General features: G+C 41.3%; 18 protein-coding genes and 1 pseudogene. 13 read left to right on the top strand and 6 right to left on the bottom strand.

Annotation, left to right across the window (positions count from 1 at the left end):
- Positions 1 to 299 precede the first annotated feature (299 nt).
- The 8 genes from HNP35_RS10845 to HNP35_RS10810 all read left to right on the top strand — a co-directional run bounded on the left by HNP35_RS10845 (position 300) and on the right by HNP35_RS10810 (position 7,063).
- Complete coding sequence (locus tag HNP35_RS10845) at positions 300 to 701, top strand: DUF2147 domain-containing protein (RefSeq protein ID WP_184161394.1); 402 nt, start codon at positions 300 to 302, stop codon at positions 699 to 701.
- Positions 702 to 749: 48 nt separating this feature from the next.
- Positions 750 to 1,205: a TolC family protein gene (locus tag HNP35_RS10840; protein ID WP_184161391.1), complete on the top strand. Its 456-nt coding sequence runs from the start codon at positions 750 to 752 to the stop codon at positions 1,203 to 1,205.
- A 4-nt stretch (positions 1,206 to 1,209) separates the two neighbouring features.
- Positions 1,210 to 2,073: a TolC family protein gene (locus HNP35_RS10835; protein ID WP_317618013.1), complete on the top strand. Its 864-nt coding sequence runs from the start codon at positions 1,210 to 1,212 to the stop codon at positions 2,071 to 2,073.
- Positions 2,070 to 3,158: an efflux RND transporter periplasmic adaptor subunit gene (locus HNP35_RS10830; RefSeq protein WP_184161384.1), complete on the top strand. Its 1,089-nt coding sequence runs from the start codon at positions 2,070 to 2,072 to the stop codon at positions 3,156 to 3,158. The genes HNP35_RS10835 and HNP35_RS10830 overlap by 4 nt, the downstream gene beginning before the upstream one ends.
- Position 3,159: 1 nt before the next feature.
- On the top strand, positions 3,160 to 4,401 hold the full coding sequence (locus HNP35_RS10825) for an ABC transporter permease (protein ID WP_184161381.1): 1,242 nt from the start codon (positions 3,160 to 3,162) through the stop codon (positions 4,399 to 4,401).
- 15 nt (positions 4,402 to 4,416) lie between these two features.
- Positions 4,417 to 5,094: an ABC transporter ATP-binding protein gene (locus tag HNP35_RS10820; RefSeq protein ID WP_184161378.1), complete on the top strand. Its 678-nt coding sequence runs from the start codon at positions 4,417 to 4,419 to the stop codon at positions 5,092 to 5,094.
- A gap of 4 nt (positions 5,095 to 5,098) precedes the next feature.
- Positions 5,099 to 5,977, top strand: coding sequence for a DUF6268 family outer membrane beta-barrel protein (locus HNP35_RS10815; RefSeq protein WP_184161375.1), 879 nt, complete (start codon positions 5,099 to 5,101; stop codon positions 5,975 to 5,977).
- A gap of 399 nt (positions 5,978 to 6,376) precedes the next feature.
- On the top strand, positions 6,377 to 7,063 hold the full coding sequence (locus HNP35_RS10810; RefSeq protein WP_184161373.1) for a DUF4397 domain-containing protein: 687 nt from the start codon (positions 6,377 to 6,379) through the stop codon (positions 7,061 to 7,063).
- Positions 7,064 to 7,313: 250 nt separating this feature from the next.
- On the opposite strand, the gene HNP35_RS10805 is transcribed toward HNP35_RS10810, so the two are convergent.
- The 5 genes from HNP35_RS10805 to HNP35_RS10785 all read right to left on the bottom strand — a co-directional run bounded on the left by HNP35_RS10805 (position 7,314) and on the right by HNP35_RS10785 (position 13,678).
- On the bottom strand, positions 7,314 to 7,658 hold the full coding sequence (locus HNP35_RS10805) for a helix-turn-helix transcriptional regulator (protein ID WP_184161369.1): 345 nt from the start codon (positions 7,656 to 7,658) through the stop codon (positions 7,314 to 7,316).
- Positions 7,659 to 7,834: 176 nt separating this feature from the next.
- The gene (locus HNP35_RS10800) at positions 7,835 to 8,317 is read right to left on the bottom strand and encodes a DUF2271 domain-containing protein (RefSeq protein WP_184161366.1); all 483 of its coding nucleotides are present in this window, start codon (positions 8,315 to 8,317) and stop codon (positions 7,835 to 7,837) included.
- A 4-nt stretch (positions 8,318 to 8,321) separates the two neighbouring features.
- On the bottom strand, positions 8,322 to 9,839 hold the full coding sequence (locus HNP35_RS10795; protein WP_184161363.1) for an ankyrin repeat domain-containing protein: 1,518 nt from the start codon (positions 9,837 to 9,839) through the stop codon (positions 8,322 to 8,324).
- A gap of 131 nt (positions 9,840 to 9,970) precedes the next feature.
- Positions 9,971 to 11,245: a DUF4374 domain-containing protein gene (locus HNP35_RS10790; protein ID WP_184161360.1), complete on the bottom strand. Its 1,275-nt coding sequence runs from the start codon at positions 11,243 to 11,245 to the stop codon at positions 9,971 to 9,973.
- A 21-nt stretch (positions 11,246 to 11,266) separates the two neighbouring features.
- Positions 11,267 to 13,678 carry a TonB-dependent receptor gene (locus tag HNP35_RS10785; RefSeq protein ID WP_184161357.1) on the bottom strand — a complete coding sequence of 804 codons (2,412 nt, stop codon included), beginning with the start codon at positions 13,676 to 13,678 and terminating at the stop codon, positions 11,267 to 11,269.
- A gap of 355 nt (positions 13,679 to 14,033) precedes the next feature.
- On the opposite strand from HNP35_RS10785, the gene HNP35_RS10780 reads away from it, so the two are divergent.
- From HNP35_RS10780 to HNP35_RS10765, 4 genes and pseudogenes are all read left to right on the top strand, one after another.
- Positions 14,034 to 15,104: a helix-turn-helix transcriptional regulator gene (locus HNP35_RS10780; protein ID WP_184161354.1), complete on the top strand. Its 1,071-nt coding sequence runs from the start codon at positions 14,034 to 14,036 to the stop codon at positions 15,102 to 15,104.
- 181 nt (positions 15,105 to 15,285) lie between these two features.
- Positions 15,286 to 15,678 (top strand): annotated as a pseudogene (locus tag HNP35_RS10775) (MFS transporter); the annotation flags it as partial.
- An 18-nt stretch (positions 15,679 to 15,696) separates the two neighbouring features.
- Entirely contained in the window at positions 15,697 to 16,092 is a 396-nt protein-coding gene (locus HNP35_RS23785; RefSeq protein ID WP_246453464.1) for a hypothetical protein, read from the top strand.
- A 252-nt stretch (positions 16,093 to 16,344) separates the two neighbouring features.
- Positions 16,345 to 16,590, top strand: a complete 246-nt coding sequence (locus HNP35_RS10765; RefSeq protein ID WP_184161348.1) for a hypothetical protein — start codon at positions 16,345 to 16,347, stop codon at positions 16,588 to 16,590.
- Positions 16,591 to 16,664: 74 nt separating this feature from the next.
- Here the strand turns inward: HNP35_RS10765 and HNP35_RS10760 are convergent, their stop codons facing one another.
- Positions 16,665 to 16,994 (bottom strand): DUF6965 family protein, encoded by a 330-nt coding sequence (locus HNP35_RS10760; protein ID WP_184161345.1) that lies wholly within the window; start codon positions 16,992 to 16,994, stop codon positions 16,665 to 16,667.
- A gap of 416 nt (positions 16,995 to 17,410) precedes the next feature.
- On the opposite strand from HNP35_RS10760, the gene HNP35_RS10755 reads away from it, so the two are divergent.
- On the top strand, positions 17,411 to 18,223 hold the full coding sequence (locus HNP35_RS10755; protein ID WP_184161342.1) for a hypothetical protein: 813 nt from the start codon (positions 17,411 to 17,413) through the stop codon (positions 18,221 to 18,223).
- Positions 18,224 to 18,476: the final 253 nt, after the last annotated feature.

Below are 18,476 nucleotides of genomic sequence, written 5' to 3'. Positions count from 1 at the left end.
AAATGCTGTTTTAATGAGACTTTATTTTGTCCTCATGAAAACATCTATAAAGAATTTACAAACCATCTTTTCAGCTTTAATAGCTGCAGCTTCGCTGTGCCTTGTCATGGAAGGTCTAAATTACCTGGACTATCTTTATTACAGCTCATTTTGTCAATGCGGCATATTATATTACTGCCATTTCTTCTGTCCATAACAAATTGCCCGCTTCCGCAGTGTTTTTGCCTGCTTTGAAACAAAATCGTTTTTTACAGATCACATAATGGTTCAATTTTGCGGGAAATTTAAAAACATTAAAAATGAAAATTATTTCTAAAATCTCATTAGTGAGAATCGTTTTGATTGTGTCAGTTTTCTTTTTTGGCACTTCACATGCAGCTGCACAGCAAAAAGGATACAATTCAGATTTTATCTTAGGTAAATGGACCAGCCAGAATGGTGACCGCACAATTGAATTTGTTAAAAAAGAGGACAAATATTCAGCGGTTATTTCAGCATCTGCCGAAAAAAGCCTAATTGGCAAGGAGCAGATTAAGAATTTGAGGTGGACTGGCAGTTCTTATGCTGAGGGAAAGCTTATTATGGTGCGCAAGGGCAGGGAATTGGACTGCCAGGTTGCCATAAAAGATGATAACACGATTGAAATTTCGGGCAAGGTAGGGTTTATAAGCAGAACCCAGACCTGGAAGAGGGTAAAGTAAGAATCAAACCAAATTTTTCTTATAAACAGTCATAGTAAAAACAATAAAATGGAATTACTCAAAAAATATCATCTGCTGCTCTTTTTATTCAGTCTTACAAACTGCATGCAGGCCCAGCTTCATTTCAGTTCGCTGCAGCAGATCTGGGAATATGCAGATATACATAACATTCAAATTAAAACCGCTCGAATAAATGAGAAAATTGCCGCGGCTGACATTAAACAGGCTTATGGTTCAATGCTGCCTACTGTGAGCCTGAACGGGAATTATGTGGATAACATCCAATTACAGTCTACTCTGATTCCCGCAAATTTATTAAATGCAGCCGCACCACCGGATACCTACATAGAAGCGGCTTTTGGAAGACGTTATAATTATAATGCCAGTATTGCCGCAGAAATGGATATTATCAATACTCAGGACTGGTTTTCCGTTAAAGCCGCAAAACTGGAAAAAGAAATGGCAGGCATTAATATAGCTAAAACAAAAAAAACAGCTCTATGAGCAGCTGGCGGATAATTACTTTTCCTATATACTGTTAAGCCAGGCAGAAGAGCTTTCGGATCACAACCTCAAAGCAATTACGGAAATATATCTGATTTCATTGGACAAATTCAATAACGGCCTTATCAGCGAAATGGTTCTGAACACTGCGTCAATTAATAAGGAAAAAGCCGAAAAAAGCTTGAATACGGCACGTCAGAATAAGATTCATCAGATCAACAGTCTGCAGCTGCTTTTAAACTGCACGCAGAGCATTACGATTTCGGACAACTACAGGGAAGATATGTCATTTATTTCAGGCGATTCCTTCGCGCCAGATCCTAACGTGAAGCTGCTAAGTGTCGCAGTGCTCGCCTCTACAAACGAACTGCAGTCTAAAAAAGCGGCATTTGCACCATCACTTTCAGCTTTCTATCAGTACAATTCATTGACTTCGGGAGACCAATTTGCAAATTTTGATAACACAAACACATTTCCTCAGCAATATTTCGGCGTGCGTTTATCGGTGCCAGTTTTTACAGGGAACACAAGGCGTTTTCAAATACAAAAAGCGAAATTGGATTTGGAGAACAGGCAGGAACAATATGATAATGCTGTTCTTGAAGAGAGTATCGGCAACAGAAATCTTCTGCTGTCCTACGATACGGCTCTAACTGCCTTTAATCACTCTGAAAGCATCCTTGAAAAGTATCAGTCCAACGATCAGCATGCTGCCCAGCAATATGCAGAAGGACTGATGGCTCTGGATCAGAGATTGGAGTTTTATTCCGATATGATCATCAGCCAGAATGAATTTTTACAAAGTATGAGTGAGTATTTCATACAGCAATATCGATTAAAAATAAACCAAACGGATTTAATGAAATGAGAAGAATTTTAATTTTAGCAGTTCTTTTTGCGTCCTGCAATAAGAAAAACCAAGAAACGGTTGAGCCTATTACAGCCCCTATAACAGAAGCTGTATTTGCTCCCGGACATCTTGAGGCCGAGGATCAGTTTACCCTTACTGCTCTTAACGATGGCTACATTACCGATGTACTGGTGGAGGAAGGCGATACAGTTGCAGAAAATCAGGAAATATTTAAACAGGACAACACCAATGCAGTAATTTTGGAGAGGGCAGCGGAGGATAATCTTAAAATTACAAGAAAGCAGGCTTCATCCGACTCATCGGTATTACAGGAACTGGTGGCGCAGCTTGCTTCAGCACGGGCAAAAATGCTGAACAGCCAGGAAAAATTAGAAAGAATGCAGCGCCTTTATATTACCCGGTCTATCGCAAAAGTAGAACTCGATGATGCGGAACTGCATTTTAATAATTCTATTAATGAAGTGGAAGGTATAGAGCAGAAGATTGCAAATACCAAACTTGAACTAAAGCATTCTTTAATTGACAGCAGAAGCCAGCAGCTTACCGCCAGGGCAAATACTGACTATTTCAGCATAAAATCACCAGGTAATTATAAAATTTATTCGCTGTTGAAAAGAAAAGGCGATTTAGTTAAAAAAGGAGAGGCACTGGCTGTTCTGGGCCATGCAAATTCTTTGAAGATTATGCTGGATATCGATGAGCAGAGCATCGCCAAGGTCAAACTTCACCAGATAGTGCTTGTAGAGCTTAATACTGAGAAAAACAAAACATATAATGGCTTTATCTCTAAAATTTATCCTGCATTCGAGCAGGCTACGCAATCCTACAAGGCCGAAGCGGTATTTGAAGAGAACCAGCAGAAAGCCATAAACGGCACTTTACTTCAGGCCAATATAATTGTAGGAAAGAAAGATAAAGCCCTGCTTATTCCCAGAAGCAGTCTCAGTCCGGATGGTAAAGTGATTCTTAAAAGAGAAAAGAAAAAAGACACCCTTAAGGTTCAGACCGGAATAATTGCTTCAGAGTGGGTGGAAGTCCTAGGAGGAGTAAAAAAAGGTGATGAAATTATTAAAACCTACTAAGATGAAATTGGGAATCAATACCGAAATTGCTTTTGCTTATATTTTCGGCAGGCTCAAACAGACTGTAGTTGCCGCCCTTGGAGTGACGTTTGGCATCAGCATGTTCATTTTTATGAATTCACTAATTACCGGAACCAATCAGTGGTCAGAAGAGGTAATGCTCAGTACAACTCCCCATATCAGGCTTTATAATGATAACGAGCTTAATACAAATGAAATGCTCGACAGATTTGCGGGAGATAAAACCATTAACCTTATTGGCAATCCGCAGATGGTGGCTGACGACAATAAAATTACAAATCCGGATGAGCTGCTTTTAAAGCTGAAGAAAAGAAAGGAAATTACAGCTATCAGCAAACAGGTCGATTGTGAAATATTGTACAGCAGCGGCAATGTTCAGGAAAACGGCAATTTATTTGGCGTCAATATTCTGGAACAGGATAAAATGTTTGACATTACCTCGACCATGAAAGCGGGTTCGGTAAAGGACCTTGTCAACAACCCAAACGGCATTATAGTAGGTGCGGGTCTGGCAGATAAACTCAATCTCAATAAAGGGGACTACATCAGCGTGACAACTCCTAAAATGACAAAGACCCTTGAAGTGGTGGGGATTTTTAAAACCACCATTAAAAATATTGATGATACCAAATCCTATACAAGTCCTGCAAATGTGCAGCAGCTGCTACAGAAAGACAGAAGCTATATCACAGATATTTACATAAATATTAAAGATTATTACAGCGCACCCCAAACAGCTGAAAATATTCAATACCAGACCGGATACACTGCAGAATCCTGGCAGAGCAGCAATGAACAGTCTCTGGCCGGTAAGAAGATAAGGGATATGATAGCAAATGCAATGGTGATCACCATACTGGTTGTGGCGGGTTTTGGGATATATAATATACTGAACATGGTGATTTATGAAAAGATAAAAGAAATTGCAATTTTAAAGGCTACGGGATTTCAAGGCAGAGACGTAATAAACATTTTTATCAGACAGGCTCTTATTATCGGGGTAATCGGCTCCATTGCGGGGCTTCTGTTCGGATGGGTTATCTGCTGTCTTGTTTCAAAAATGTATATCGGTCTGGGCAATGTGGATTATCTGCCGATAACATTTCTTTCCAAGCATTATATACAAGGCGCCCTTTTTGGCATGGTGACTGCTTTTTTTGCAGGTTACATTCCGGCTGTTAAAGCTTCAAAAGTGGATCCAGTTTTAATTATTAGAGGATAAAATAAGCACAATCAAATGAATATTGCATTAAGAGCTGAAAATATCAGCAAATACTTTACCGAGCCTGATAAATTCAAAGTGCTCAAAGAGGTAAGTTTTGAAATTCATAGAGGAGAGTTCGTATCGATCATCGGTAAATCTGGAAGCGGAAAATCGACTCTTTTATATATTCTTTCTACTATGGATACGGATTATGAAGGGACTCTAGATTTGAATGGGGAGAAAATTACCGGCAGGAATCAAAATAGTCTGGCGGCATTCCGCAACGAAAACCTTGGGTTTGTATTTCAGTTCCATTACCTGCTGCCTGATTTCAGCTGCCTTAGAAACGTAATGATTCCAGCGTTGCGTTTGGGCATATTGTCCAAAGAGGAAATAGAATACAATGCCTATGAAAAGCTGAAAATGCTCGGTATGGATCATCAGGCATTAAAATCAGCTTCGAAAGTATCTGGCGGACAGCAGCAGCGCGTTGCAATTGCAAGGGCTCTTATTAATGAGCCGTCCATCATAATGGGGGATGAGCCTACAGGAAACCTTGACAGCAAAAATACAGCTGTCGTATTTGATATTTTCAAAGAACTTGCCATCGAACATAAAAAAACAATAATAACGGTTACTCATGATAATGATTTTGCAGCAAAAAGCGATCGAATCATTGAAATGCAGGACGGTAAAATAATCTCCTTGTAAAAACATGCTGAAAAAAATAGTATTTCTGCTGCTGATAACAGCGGCAGGGAATTGTATTGCCCAGGATAAAGAGCTGATAGATATAAACTACAGCACTGCAAAGCTGAAATACAACGACACCACATCGCAAAGCGGTATGCTTAATGCAAAATTCCGCGTTCCCCTGTATTATAATGACGGTAATATTTTTATGGCGTCGGTCGATTACAGGCATGTCACTTTGAGCAGTTTTCCGGAATACTATTCAGGCCCTCTGCAGGGTGCATCGCTGCTGCTGCTTTATAACAGGAAAATATCGGATAAGAATAGCATTGCCTTAATAGCAAGATTTGGACTGTTTTCTGATTTTAAAAAAGCCCACAGCCGGGATTTTCAATATGGATTTGGAATCAATTATGACATAAAGTACAGTGAGGAATTTAAAACGGGTTTCGGTTTCTTTTATGCCAGGCAGTTTTTTGGGAACCAGATAGTCCCATTTATGAACATTGACTGGAAAATAGGCGAAAAATGGAGATTGACAGGACGCCTTCCAATAAAAGAAAAACTCCTTTACCAATTCAGCGCTAAAATAAGTGCAGGGATTGAATTGGCGCTGGAAAACAGCAGTTACAGATTAACTGAAAATGAAGCTGAAAATAATTTTATAAAAATTACCGACTGTGCTGCCCTTGCCAAGTTCGAATATAAATTTTCCAAATCCTGGCAGCTTAATCTTGCAGGCGGTGTGGGGCTGATCCAGCGATATGAGATCTACGATGAGAGTTCAGATGGTTCCTGGAGCATCTTTACAATTGCTCTGAATAAAAAAGAAAAGCCTTTGCAGGAAATAAAAAGCAGAGGATTTACAGGGCAGATTGGCATCTCCTACAATCTTTTCTAATCACAAGATTTCTTTAGGGGGTGAAGGTAATTAATTACCTATTTCCCTGACACGGAAGTGCCTGTCTTAAATGGAAATTTGCCCGTTTCGCAAAAGTTTTACCCTTCTCAGATTAAGCTAATCAATAGATTTGCCTGAAAATAAATTATATAAATTATGAAGTTTAAAGATTTAGAAAAATTGATGTTATTAAGTCTATTGATGCTTTTTTTTACATCTTGTGTAGTCAGGAGAACCGTAGTGGTTGCTCCGGAGCCAGCTGTCCAGCCCGTTGTGGTCAGGCCAAAAGTCGTAAGGGTAGTGCCTGCCAGAGTGATAGTTACCAGACCTGCACCGGTTGTAGCCCCTATTGTTGTTATTCCGTAATATTTTTGTTTAACCTTTTATAAAAATTGAATCATGAAAAATATTTTTTTTAAATCCCTGCTGTCTGCTTTAGCTGCTTTCAGTTTCATCTCCTGCGAATCTGATGAATATTACTATTACAATTATCCTGATACTGCATATGGAACTATTACCAATGCAAGTCCTAACTCCGGAGGGCTGGATTTTTTTTCGGATGAAAATCAAATAAATTCTTCGCCTTTAGATTATACAAATACCTTTGGCTATTATAATTTTTATACAGGTAATAGAATTTTTACTGTAAAAAATAATCAAGGAGATGTCTTGGCCCAAACTGAAATCAATTTAAGGGCAGGAGATCACTTCAGCGTTTTTGCCGTAAATACTTTTGATAATATTGAACTGGTCAGCTACTCTGATCTGCTGAGGTATCCCGCACTGAACAATGCCGTGGTACGATTTATAAATCTGTCGCCTGACTCGGGAGATGTCAATGTAAAAAGTGAAACTAGAGGCTTTGCTGAAGGATTATCATTTAAGGAAAGCACTGGCTTTGTAGAGGTTTCGAGCGGCTTTTATAATTTTAGTTTCACAAAATCAGACACTGGAGAATCCCTTTATAAGGATATGGACGTTGAATTGAGACCGGGAAGGATATATACTATATACACAAAAGGTTTTGCGTCACCGCCGGCAGGCAGTAATGATACCTTTTCCACTAAAATTATTAGAAATTATTAGATAGGTTCATGTTGATTTTAATTTAGTTGTTTAAAGCGGGGATTGTTGAAATTCCTGCTTTTTATTTATTTGGGTAGAACCTTGTGCACCAATTAAGTTAAAATTTAAAAGCGGTTTAATGCATGAGCTTTGCAGGGTCCGATGAGAATTTTTTAAGTTTGCAAAAGTAATTGTCCCGCCAAGTCGCAACATTTCAATATTTTTAAAGCTGTCTGAAATAAAAACAGCTGTCCGGCAGTATTATTGAATTTCAATCTTCACTGCTTTTTCTTTTTTCTCTGCGGAGCTGGTTTATTATTTTTTTTAATCTGCTATTTTCTTTCTTCAGATATTCAAGGTCCTCAAGGACCATTTCCGGTATGCTGAGAAAACTGTTTTTAATTCTGCCTGAGATAAATGAATGATCGTTATCCTGGTATATATCCTCTATTTCAACATCCATCAGGCGGGCCATTAGCTCCCATTCGCGCATCATTATATATATCTGCCCTCTTTCCTTTCGGCTGTAGGTGGACTGTTTGACGCCCAGAAGATCTGCCATATCTTCCTGCAGTATCTGTTTTTGGATGCGCAGCTGCTGCAGTTTGGTGTTCATCGATTGCTTTTCTTTAAATGTATATTTGTGGAAAGTGCTGCCAAAGGATATCGGATTTATTAAATTGGCTTTGCGCTTTTTTGGGTAAACAATGGCTGCCCTGAATTGGCTTGGAATCCAAAAATAAGGCAGCCAGAGTTTATAGAAACAGCTGTTTTATGACTTCTGAAAGAGGATCATATTTTAATCAATCTAACATATTTGATGTAGCCTTTCCCTTCATTTTTTTCTGTGATTCCGGCACTTGTAAGCGGAATTTCAAGATCATTTACGTAATATTTCTGGTCTTCCACAGCAGATTCAAAACGCAGTTTGTATCCTTTGTTTATTTTAGAGTTTTCGATTTCAATTGTTGCTGTACTGCGGTCTCCTCCTGTTACAGAGGCGCCTGTTTTCGCGCTTATGTCGTCTGATTTGTGGGCGGCGTGAAATTTATTCCATTCTTTTAATGATTTGTGCCATTTTTTATCTTCACCCATCACATAAAGTGTTTTTTCATATTGCCCCTCCGCGTTGACAAGAGAAACAGCAATGTAGGCGCCTTCGCCCATATAGTTGGACATCTGCAGCATGCACTTGAATTTTGTGCTTTGCGCCGCCGCGCCCGAACAGATCAGGCACAGCATTGCAAAGAAACAGTTTTGAAATAATTGTCTCATGGTATTATTTTAAAAAATCAATTCCGATATTGTTTTTGGTCAGCAGGTCATTTTCCTTTGCCAGAGTGTACGCCGTTTCATTAAACTCAGAGGTGATCTCTTTTTTTGCCCCTATTGAAATGAGATATTTTAAGATTTCGTCATTTCTCGAAACCATAGCGGCGCGGTGCAGCACGGTCAAACCTTCTTTATTTTTGGCATTTACGTCAATTTTTAATGGAGATAGTTTTTTGAACAGTTCCACATCATTTTTGGCTATGGCCACATGGTATAAGGTGCCGCCGTCTTTTTGGGGAGCATTAAAATTTAAGCCGCTTTTCTGAAGCGATTTTATCTTGTCTCCGAAGTCATCCTGCTTTTTGTTTTCTTCGGCATTCCCGCCTCCAAAACCACCGCGGGCAGGACGATAGGATTCCACCAGGTGATAAGCCAGATCATTTCCCTGCTTGTCTTTGATTTTTGCGTCCGCTCCTTTGCTCAGAAGTAGGTCAACTGATTTTGGAGAGCCGCTTTTTACAGCATTGGTTAAGGCAGATTCCCCTTTTGTATTTACAGCGTTTATGTTTTTTACTTTAGGAAGCATAAGTCCGACTATTTCAAAACTTTTACCGCCGGCAGCATTCATAAAAGGGGTATTTCCTTCTTTATTTTCCTGATTGATATTTACACCTTTACTGATGAAATAGGCAATTATATCATCCTGATTGTTTTTTGCCGCAATGTAGTGCAGCACATTTTCACCCGACGCGCTTGTTACATCTGGCTTAATTTTCAGGTCCTCCACCAGGTATTTGAAAACATCGATTTTATTGGCCTTGCGGAAAGCGCCCTGAGCGGCAAAGAGCAAATCCTGATCCGAATATTTGACCCCTTTTTCAACCAGTTTTTTCAGAACACTGACATTTCCGTATTTAACCGCATAATCAAAAGCATTGTTTCCCTTGCTGTCTACGGATTGAATGGAAATGCCTTTAGACATCAAATAATCAGTGATTTCGAAATTGGCATCTGCACCCACTGCCAATAAAAGGATATTGGCATCGTTTTTAGCCGGATACGTCTTTTTTAGATCCAGTCCGTGTTTCTCAAAAGCTTTGATTACCGCAAGGTTTACAGTTCCGCTGAAACCGGCAAAGGTTAGGGCAGTCTGATCGTGATGGCATAAAAAGTTCATGTCTGCACCTTTCTGCAGCAGATAGTCTACTGCCTCTGCGTTTGGTTTTGCGGCTGCTGCATGCAGGTAAGTTCTGCCTTCGCGGATATTCCTCTGGAAATCAATTCCAGGCTGATCTGCCAGATATTTGACCACTTCTATTGAAGCATCATTTCCGATTGCCAGACTTAAAGGGTCATCTCCATTTTTGGCATCTGCAAAATTATAGCCGTTCAGCTCCGCCTTAACAGCCGTTAAATCGGGGCTTGCTTTCCAGAATTCTCTATCAAGAATCTTTATTTTTGATTTTTGCGCGTTTGCAAAGGCAATTGAAGCTATTGCAGCGGCTAAGAAAAATATTTTTTTCATTAGGTTATTTCTTTCGCAACAGCCCTTCAGATCGCTTATCGGGCATTTCTTCAGGGCTGCTGTCTTGTTTTTAATTTAATTTTTGGATATTGGCTGTCGTCTTTAGCCGGTATTAGCTTTTTCGCTGCGCACTAGTTAATATCGCTTTGAGGGCTCAGCTTGCCCATACCAGGAATTGCCGAAACGCCGGAAATGGAGATGCCTTTTTTAGCTGTTGCCGTTAGAGGGTCAATTACATAAACCGTTGGATTTGTGTTTGGAGTGACAGCAGAAATATAAGCTTTTCCGTCTGCCGTAAACGGCCAGCCTGTACTTGTAAGTTCTGAGACAGCCGGGAATCCTTCTCTTACCCATTTGAAATCTTTGGTGCTCATGCGGACAACGGCATACTGCGTTGCGGCAACTGTAGAAGTAACAACTCCGGCAGTATTATACATCTCCAAAAGGAAATAGTCAGATGTAATGTTCCATACTTTACGCAGTTTATAGCCTCCAGACGCTTCTTCGATGTTGAAATAGTAAGAGTCATCAAATGCAGCAGCATCTTTTCTGATCAGCAAAGCGCCGCTTTTTTTAGTCGTTGCGCCATAGCCTGTCGAGAAAACATAAGTGTTGCCGTCAGAGTCATTTGCGATCTGACCGTAGCGTGCAGAGCGGAACTGTCCTCCGGAAGCGCTCAAACGGTCATCTTTGTAAAGGCGCACCAGTTTTGCCTGGGCATCCATTTTGGCAACGTAGATGCTGTCTGGATTTACAGGTCTTGCGCTTGGCCCCACCGCTAGATTAACAGCCGTGAAAAAAGTATTGTTTCCTGCATCGGCAATACCGACAAAACTTCCAATCTGATCTCCTCCGACAAAGCCTTCCGTTAAAGTGCCGTACTGGGTGATTGCATTGTTGTTGTTCAAATCAAAAGAATAGAAGACAGACCCTTTTTTTCCGTCATTTGCCCCTGTAAGGGTTTCGCCGTTGGCGGCAGCCACCAGATAATTGCTGAAACTTCCGATGCTGTTGAAACCTTTGTCAAGCACAAAATCATCAATTTTCTTCAATGCGCCGCTTGAGCTCAATTGGAAAACAGAACCCGGCGCAGGATTGCCCTGCTGGTAGCTGATGGCAAAAAGCGCTTTGGTGCCGCTGTAGCCCCATTGGGTGTAGCTGCCGATATTTTCAATCGTGCCCGGATAGTTGGTGCTGATCAGAGTGTCTTTCGCCAGGTCATTTACCGCCATGGTGTAGGTAAAGGTGGTGGTTCCGTCTGATGATGTTCCTGCCAGAAAGTATTTGTCTTTTGCAGTACTGTCTACCGGATCGGTGTCTCCGCTGTTATTGTCGTTTGAACAGGACGCAAGAGCCAGCATGGCAAAAGCTGCTAGCAGTGATTTGTTTTTTAGTAATCGATTCATAGTTATTTAGTGTTAAAAATTTTAATTATTATTCTGTTCTCTTCTGTGGTGTCTTCCGCGATGCATCAGATAGATTCTGATTTTGCCGTAAAATGCGCGGCCGGGTTTCATCATCCCAAAGTTGTCGGCCAATTCCTCGTCGGTTATATTTTTTACCTCAAGTGAAAAATTATATTTGCCGCGTTTCATGCTGTAGGTTGCGCTGAAATCATGAGACAGCTGGGTTGGAAGTTCATATTTGTCGGTGCCGCCCAGGCTTTCCCAGTTCAGATAAAACTGGTCCACGTAATTCAGGCTGTATTCAAGATTAAGTACATTCCCAGACTCTTTTTTTCCAATATTGTGGATGTAGTATGCAGCATCAAGATTGCCGAACTGATAAGGTATATTGGGCATGCGGTCTTTATAGTGGCTGTTCAATACAGTGCCTTCAGAACCTCTGAATTTTTCATTGTCATAAAGATGCATTGCGGTGAATGTTCCGCCGATCATCGCTATATTCCTGAAGTAATATCTGGCTTCCAGATCCACGCCCAGATTGCGCGTGCTTCCAAAATTGACAGAGGTCAGCGTTCCGGTTCTCACCAGAATTTCCCTTTTAATGAAATCGTCCGTATCCCTGAAATATCCGTTTGCATCAACATAAAGGGCATCCGTATTTTGGAACTCCTTATTGATGGTAAATCCCAAATTGTAGTTCATTGAGTTTTCGGCAACAAGAGATGAGTTTCCGACTTCTGCATTCTCGTCTCCAAAAAGTTCATTATCGGATGGCAGCCTGTACGCGCGTTCCATAGATGCCTTGAATTGGAAGTATTTCCAAAAATAGGTCGAAGCGATTCCGTAGCCCGTCGTATTGTAGCTCTCATCGCGTTCCTGCCATTCCGGATGCGCTTCATCGGCGGCATTGTAAGGTCCGATAACTTTTTGGAAATAGTTTTTGGCAAAGACGTTGACATTCCATTTATTGAGCTGGCGGAAGCGGTAGGAAACGCCCAGGACATTCTTATAGCTTAAACGGCGCAGCTTCTCAAATTCTGTGACAAGCTCCAAAGGCGCCGTGGAAGTGGAATAGCGTTTAGAACCGGTCTGGACATCGTTGATCGTGAAAGAGTGCGAGGGGCTGATCTCGTAGCTGATATTGGCCATTGCAGAATAGTTCTCGTTATCGTACTCCGATAAAGCGGAGGTGCCGCGCTCTCCTTTGCTGACCGCCATCGCTTTTTCGCCAAGCCAGTTGTATTTATAGCTGGAGGTGTCAATGCTTTTATTGCTGTTTATATTGTAGTTGGCAGATACTCTTGCAGTCAGCCCTTTAAAGAAAAGATCCCTTTTGTAGTATTCCAGGTTTGGCTGGAAGCCTTTTCTGCTGGTTTCCACTTCGCCGTATACGAATTCAATGTTGGCCGGCGCGTTCTGCACTTCCTGATGGTCCTGGCTTATTGCTGCCCCTATAAAAAAGCGGTCCGCCCACGATTTGTTCACCACTCCTGCCTTAGCGACAACGGTCTCATTATGGTAAGCGGCATGGAAACGCCTGAACTCATAGGTTTCCCTCGAATATTGTCCATTGGTAATAAGTCTGCTTTTGATCTTATAATCGTTATCGGAGTACGTTTGGTAGGCATTAAGCTGGAAGGAGAAGCCTTTTGGAGTGGTATGGCCTACAATAATGTTTGATCTGTGGGTATTAAATGAACCGTAAGAATATGACGCGTCCAAAAAAGTATTGGTGGAGCGGTTGGTCACAATGTTGATTGCCCCGCCTATAGCATCGCCTCCAAATTCCACAGGAACCACCCCTTTGTAGACTTCAATGCGCTCAGCGAGCGAAACCGGAATATTATTCAGCTGGAAGGAAGAGCTGTTTCCCTGCATGGGCACGCCGTCCATGAAAATTTTCACATTGCGGCCGGTAAAGCCGTTTAAGGTAATGTTCATATCCCCTCCGACACCTCCCGATTCACGGATTTTGACGCCCGAGGCTTTAGCCAGCAGATGGCCCAAATCCAGGGTAGTGTTGTATTTTGATTTCGCATCCAGTGCCACTACGTTAAAAGGGGATTCCTTGACCTGTTCAATTGCCGATTTGCTTCTAACGGAAACTTCCTTAAGGTCTATAGGGCTGCTTGGAGCCAGTTTTATATTTAGTTCTCTTGGCGTATTATCTTTTAAATCAACTTCAACGGTTTGGCTTTTAAAGCCGGCAGCCGTAAAGAGTATTTTATAATGTCCGGGCTGCAGTTCGATTCTATAGGTTCCGTCGGCGCCGGTTTGTGTGAATAGATTGGAGTCGGAGATTTGAACATGTGCACCGGGAATCGTTTCTTCTTTTGCAGAAACGCGGCCGTATAAAGAAGCATGCCTTTCCTGGGAAAATGCACTGGATGAAAGCGAAAGAAATAGGAGTATAAAAAAGTATTGCTGGTTCATAAATGGATTATAAATAGATAAAAAAAAAAATTATTTTTAATTAGAATTATTATAAATAACTTTGCAAAAGTATCTAGGTAGTGTGCAATAGCCGTAACCAAATCGGTATTTTAAATACCAAAAACTGGATTAAATTAAGCGCCTAAAATTGTGTTTCTGACGCTTAAAGTGCTTTTTTTTAGCGGGGTAGCGCATGTTTTTTGGTTTTGCAGCGCTATCTTTCAGGATTAGCGCAGGCGCACTTAAGGTCCATTTTATAAAAAAAATGCATTAATTAGCCAAACATTCCTTTTCGGAAAAAGTGGCATTTGAACCTAATCCATCTCTGCAGGGAATAAATCATTAAATCTTTATTATGTTTATAAATGTGAGGATAAAAGAAGTTGATAAAGAATTTTTACATATTAATCTTCTTGACCATTATACCGAAGCGCCTGACTTAAATGAGAAAAAGGAAGAAATTGTAAATTACGACTTTCTTGACGGGAGGTATTTTGTCTATTACACCGACGGATTCTGTCTGTTGAGATGCAATTACGAACTGGCTTATAAGTGCACGGATATCATTAAAATTAATGATGATTACATCCATATTTCGCTGCTGGCAAGCGGCAGCTACAAAGTGCTGAAGAAGGGGGCCGACGAACACACGAAACTCACCCCCGGTTCTCTGTCATACGCTTATCTCCGCGATCATGACGTGGAAATGGAAATGTCCGCAGAAGAGGAGCCGCTTCACTACACCAGAATATTTCTCTCCAGGAAGTTTTACTTGGGGCTTCTGGAGAATGAGAACTGGATTAAGAAGGATCATTTCTATAAGCAGGTCAAAGCCGGAAAGTATTTGGATTTTGGGAGTTTTAGGGTTCCTATGAACTACAATATTGTTGAGATACTAAATTCGATAGTCCACAATGCCCATAAAGGCGCATTGGGGCATTATTATCTTTTATCGAAACTTAAAGAGCTTTTTCTGATCTCGCATATTTTTAAACTTGAAAAAGTTGTCCCTTCCGGAATGAAGGCCACTGATTATACTAAGATCGAGCATGCAAGAATATTTCTTGAAAAAAATTACAAAAAGAATCCAACCATTAAACAGGTTTCAAGAACCGTGCTTTTAAACGAATTTAAACTTAAAAGCGGTTTTAAGGAAGTTTACCGCCAGACCATGCATTCTTATATTACTGAGCTGCGAATGGAGCACGCCAGAAAGCTTCTGATGCAGGAGAGTGCTGTAAATGAAGTTTCTGCCCTGCTTGGATATAAGAACGTCTCGCATTTTATTTCGTCATTTAGAAAACATTTCGGCGTTACCCCGAAACAGCTTGCCATAACCGATTTGTTTACCGATGCCGGCAAGGCGGTCTGCCTGGCGGCTGGCCTGCTTTTCAATGATGTGCTGGCGGCAGTTTGCTGCATTTGACTTTTTCTTAGGGGTAATGCACGAGAAAAGTTTAAGCTGCCTCTGGTTTGAAGCTCGATTGGGCCCGGCATTGCATATTGTTTAAAAAAAAAGTTAATGCGCCGTTAAACCTATTGCGTGAAACTGAATCTAATATGCAGGCCTTGATTGGCTTTTGTAAAGTTTCCGTAAAACAGTTTTAATGCCCGCCACAAAAAAAGCAATTTATTCGCATCAGTTTGCCATGCTCTGTCTGAGCTCCTTGTTTTTTGCTTCAAGTTTTACGATGATTATACCCGAACTGCCTTCCTATTTGAGCAGTTTAGGGGGAGCTGAATACAAAGGGCTGATTGTATCGCTGTTTACGCTGACTGCCGCTATATCCAGGCCTTTCAGCGGCAAGTTGGCCGACATGCTCGGCCGCGTCCCTATGATGGCTGTCGGTTCGGCAGTCTGTCTGATCTGCGCTTTTTTGTATCCTGTATTTGGATCTGTTTTCGGTTTTTTCTTTTTGCGGCTAATGCACGGTTTTTCAACCGGGTTCAGGCCCACCGCTGCGTTGGCTTATGCGGCTGAGCGTATTTCCAAAAAACGGATCGTTTAAGAATGAAGATTGGATCAGGTCCCTTCCGATTATGCAGACCCAGCATTGGAATGGCGCCAATTTTATTTTAACGGGGAATGCCAAATCGGTTCAGATTTTCCGCAAAGTGCTGAAAAGCCAGACTTCAGCAAAGATCATATCCCACGGCTACTGGCTGGAAGGAAAGAAAGGACTGTAAAAGGAAAACGGGAGGTTATGATTTATGTATTTAAAACAACTGTAGAGACCAGTGAAGAAGTTCAAGCTCTTAAAATGCATCTGAACAGCTTTATTCCAAATTCGCAATGGAATTTTGATCTGGAAGACTGCGATAATATTTTAAGGGTTTCCAGTACGGAAGTCGCTGCAAAGCAGATAATTGATTTTCTGGATAAATTTCAATTCCAATGCGTTGAGCTGGAGTAAATCAATTCATGCCATTTTAAATGGCTTTATGGGCACTGGAATTCTTTGATCCGTTTTCACCCGGCTCCAATCGATTTAAATTCTTTTAACCACTATTAAATCGGCAATGCATTTTACAGATGGAGATTTATTTGGCTTCAAATTTTTCCAGCTGTTAAAGAATTCAATTTTAACAAATGCAGCTTCGGCAATAAAGGATTAAATAGTAATTTTGAGATTGGAAATGTAAGTTGAAAAAACAAATCTTTTACAATGGATAAAATTATACAGCTAAAGGTGAGAAAAGATTTGGATGCCCGCCAGCAGCACACGATTCTGAAGCTCAAAGGCAGCCTTATTTCAAAAGGCTATACCGAGATTATCCATATTCTGGACCTGGACGAGCAGTTCCATATCAATACTTTTGAAACGGACAGCGAGAAGCGCAATGAGGTGCAGCAGTATATTGCGGCTTTTATAAATTCAGAGAACCTTGCCGGTACAGTCGCGATGAAATAAAAGAAAGCCCCGCATCTGAACTGCGGGGCTGTTTTGTTAAGATATGAGGTAAGATGAAAGCAGTTGGAGCAGCTTTAGATTTCGGCTTCAAGCTGTTCCCGGTTTTCTGCAGCGGCAGTTTCCCCGGGCGCATTTTCTCCAGCTGGATGCTGCTGCGGTGAAGGCTCCCCAATCTGGATTTCTGATGGGGCCGCACTCTGCTGCGTTTTTTTCAGGAGAATATAAAAATCCCTCAGGTGCCACCATGCAGGGCAGCGGTCCATAGGGCCGTTGTAGTTTCGGATGGTGGTGTAGCAGCTTTTAAGGAAAACCTGGGTGTCGCTTATGTAGGCCCATTCGGTCCATTTCACTTCCTTTGGTGGAGGATTGGTCTCAAAATGGCGTTTGATGTCTTCGTAATTCATGGGGCAAAAATAGGCAATTTGTGCAGACGGGGCAAGGGCTCACTGGATATATTGGGATTGCGTTTTTTTATGAATTTATGGTCACTTTCTAGAGCTGTTCCCGCTATGCGCTGTTCCCGAGCGTGAGCGTACTGGCGAAGGAATCTTCTGCGCATTGTGTTACTGGCTCATCCGCGGGTTTAAGGAACAGTCCTTTTGGGACTGGCTTGTTTTTTATTAATAAGCAGCGGCAGCAGTTGTGAACCTTTGATGCTTATTGTTTTTCAGAATTGTTTTACTTTCGTAATACTCTTTTTAGGAGCTCTTCCCGCTATCCGCTTCAATCTTCTGCGACGAAACCCGGCGCAGAAGGATTTCCGCTGCTATCGGTGCTATTGCATGAGGCATAAGTAAAAATATTTTTAGAATAGTTTATTATGAATACAATGGAACAGTACAGGGCTCTGCAGTTCTCGAGTTTAGGTGCAATGAGGAGCTGCACGTGCATCCTGATGACCGATACCTCAAATTATAAAGCGCATGGAACAGGGGTGTTTATCCAGATAGGGGCACACTATTTTCTGGTTTCCGCCGCCCATGTTATGGACAGACACGGGGAGTTTTTCATCTTCCTGTCCCAGGAGTATGAAATAATCAAGCCTGGGGGCGACACCTACATTAATCACAGCGAAGACAGGGCCGGAGACACCCTTGATATAGCGGCGCTGCGTCTGGACGCGGACTGCCTTCCGCACATCCTGCGCTCGTACAGTTTTCTTCAGGCTGAGGATCTGGGCATTAATCATATATTCCAGAACGCGGAATTTTATACCTTTCTTGGATACCCCGCAACAAGGGCAAAGCCCAAATACAAAACCGATATTTTCGAGGTCACCACATTTTTCCATTTCACGGCTACTCTAGGAATAGAGCATTATGCAGAGTTCAGTAGGAACCCGCGTGTGAATGTTGTGGCGTCCTACAATAAAAAGGAGGCTTATGACAGCAGGAAGGGAACTTACGGCACGGGGCCTGATTTATATGGCATCAGCGGCTGCGGCCTCTGGTTCACCGATCCTTCGGATCTGCAGACCGGAATCATAAAACCAAAACTGACGGCCATAATGACCGACTGGTCCGTTAAAAACAAAAATATAATTATGGGAACGCGTATCGATGTTGTGACGGGAATGATAAAGAAGTTCTTGGATATTGATTTTCCGGATTCGGTCATTGTACGGGTCAGCTGAAAACTTTGACGGGCCAAAAAAGGTAGTTTTAAAAGTTTCAGTCTTTTATTTTGTTCATATAACTCAGAAAGGATTTTCGCTGGTATCGGGCTAAGACTGCTGTATCGAAGAATAAAACAGTATTAATACGCATTGTTTTATTTTGATTTATTATCTAAACTTGTTTCGGTAAAATTTATTATTACGGATTCCCGTAAAGAAAACAACAATTATATACGGAAATTTATCAAAAAAAATAATTTGAGTGACTGTA

The sequence above is a fragment of the Flavobacterium notoginsengisoli genome, assembly GCF_014207905.1.
GTDB lineage: Bacteria > Bacteroidota > Bacteroidia > Flavobacteriales > Flavobacteriaceae > Flavobacterium > Flavobacterium notoginsengisoli_A.
The sequence above is the reverse complement of the archived record's forward strand: the minus strand, read 5'-3'. Positions and strand labels throughout refer to the sequence as shown.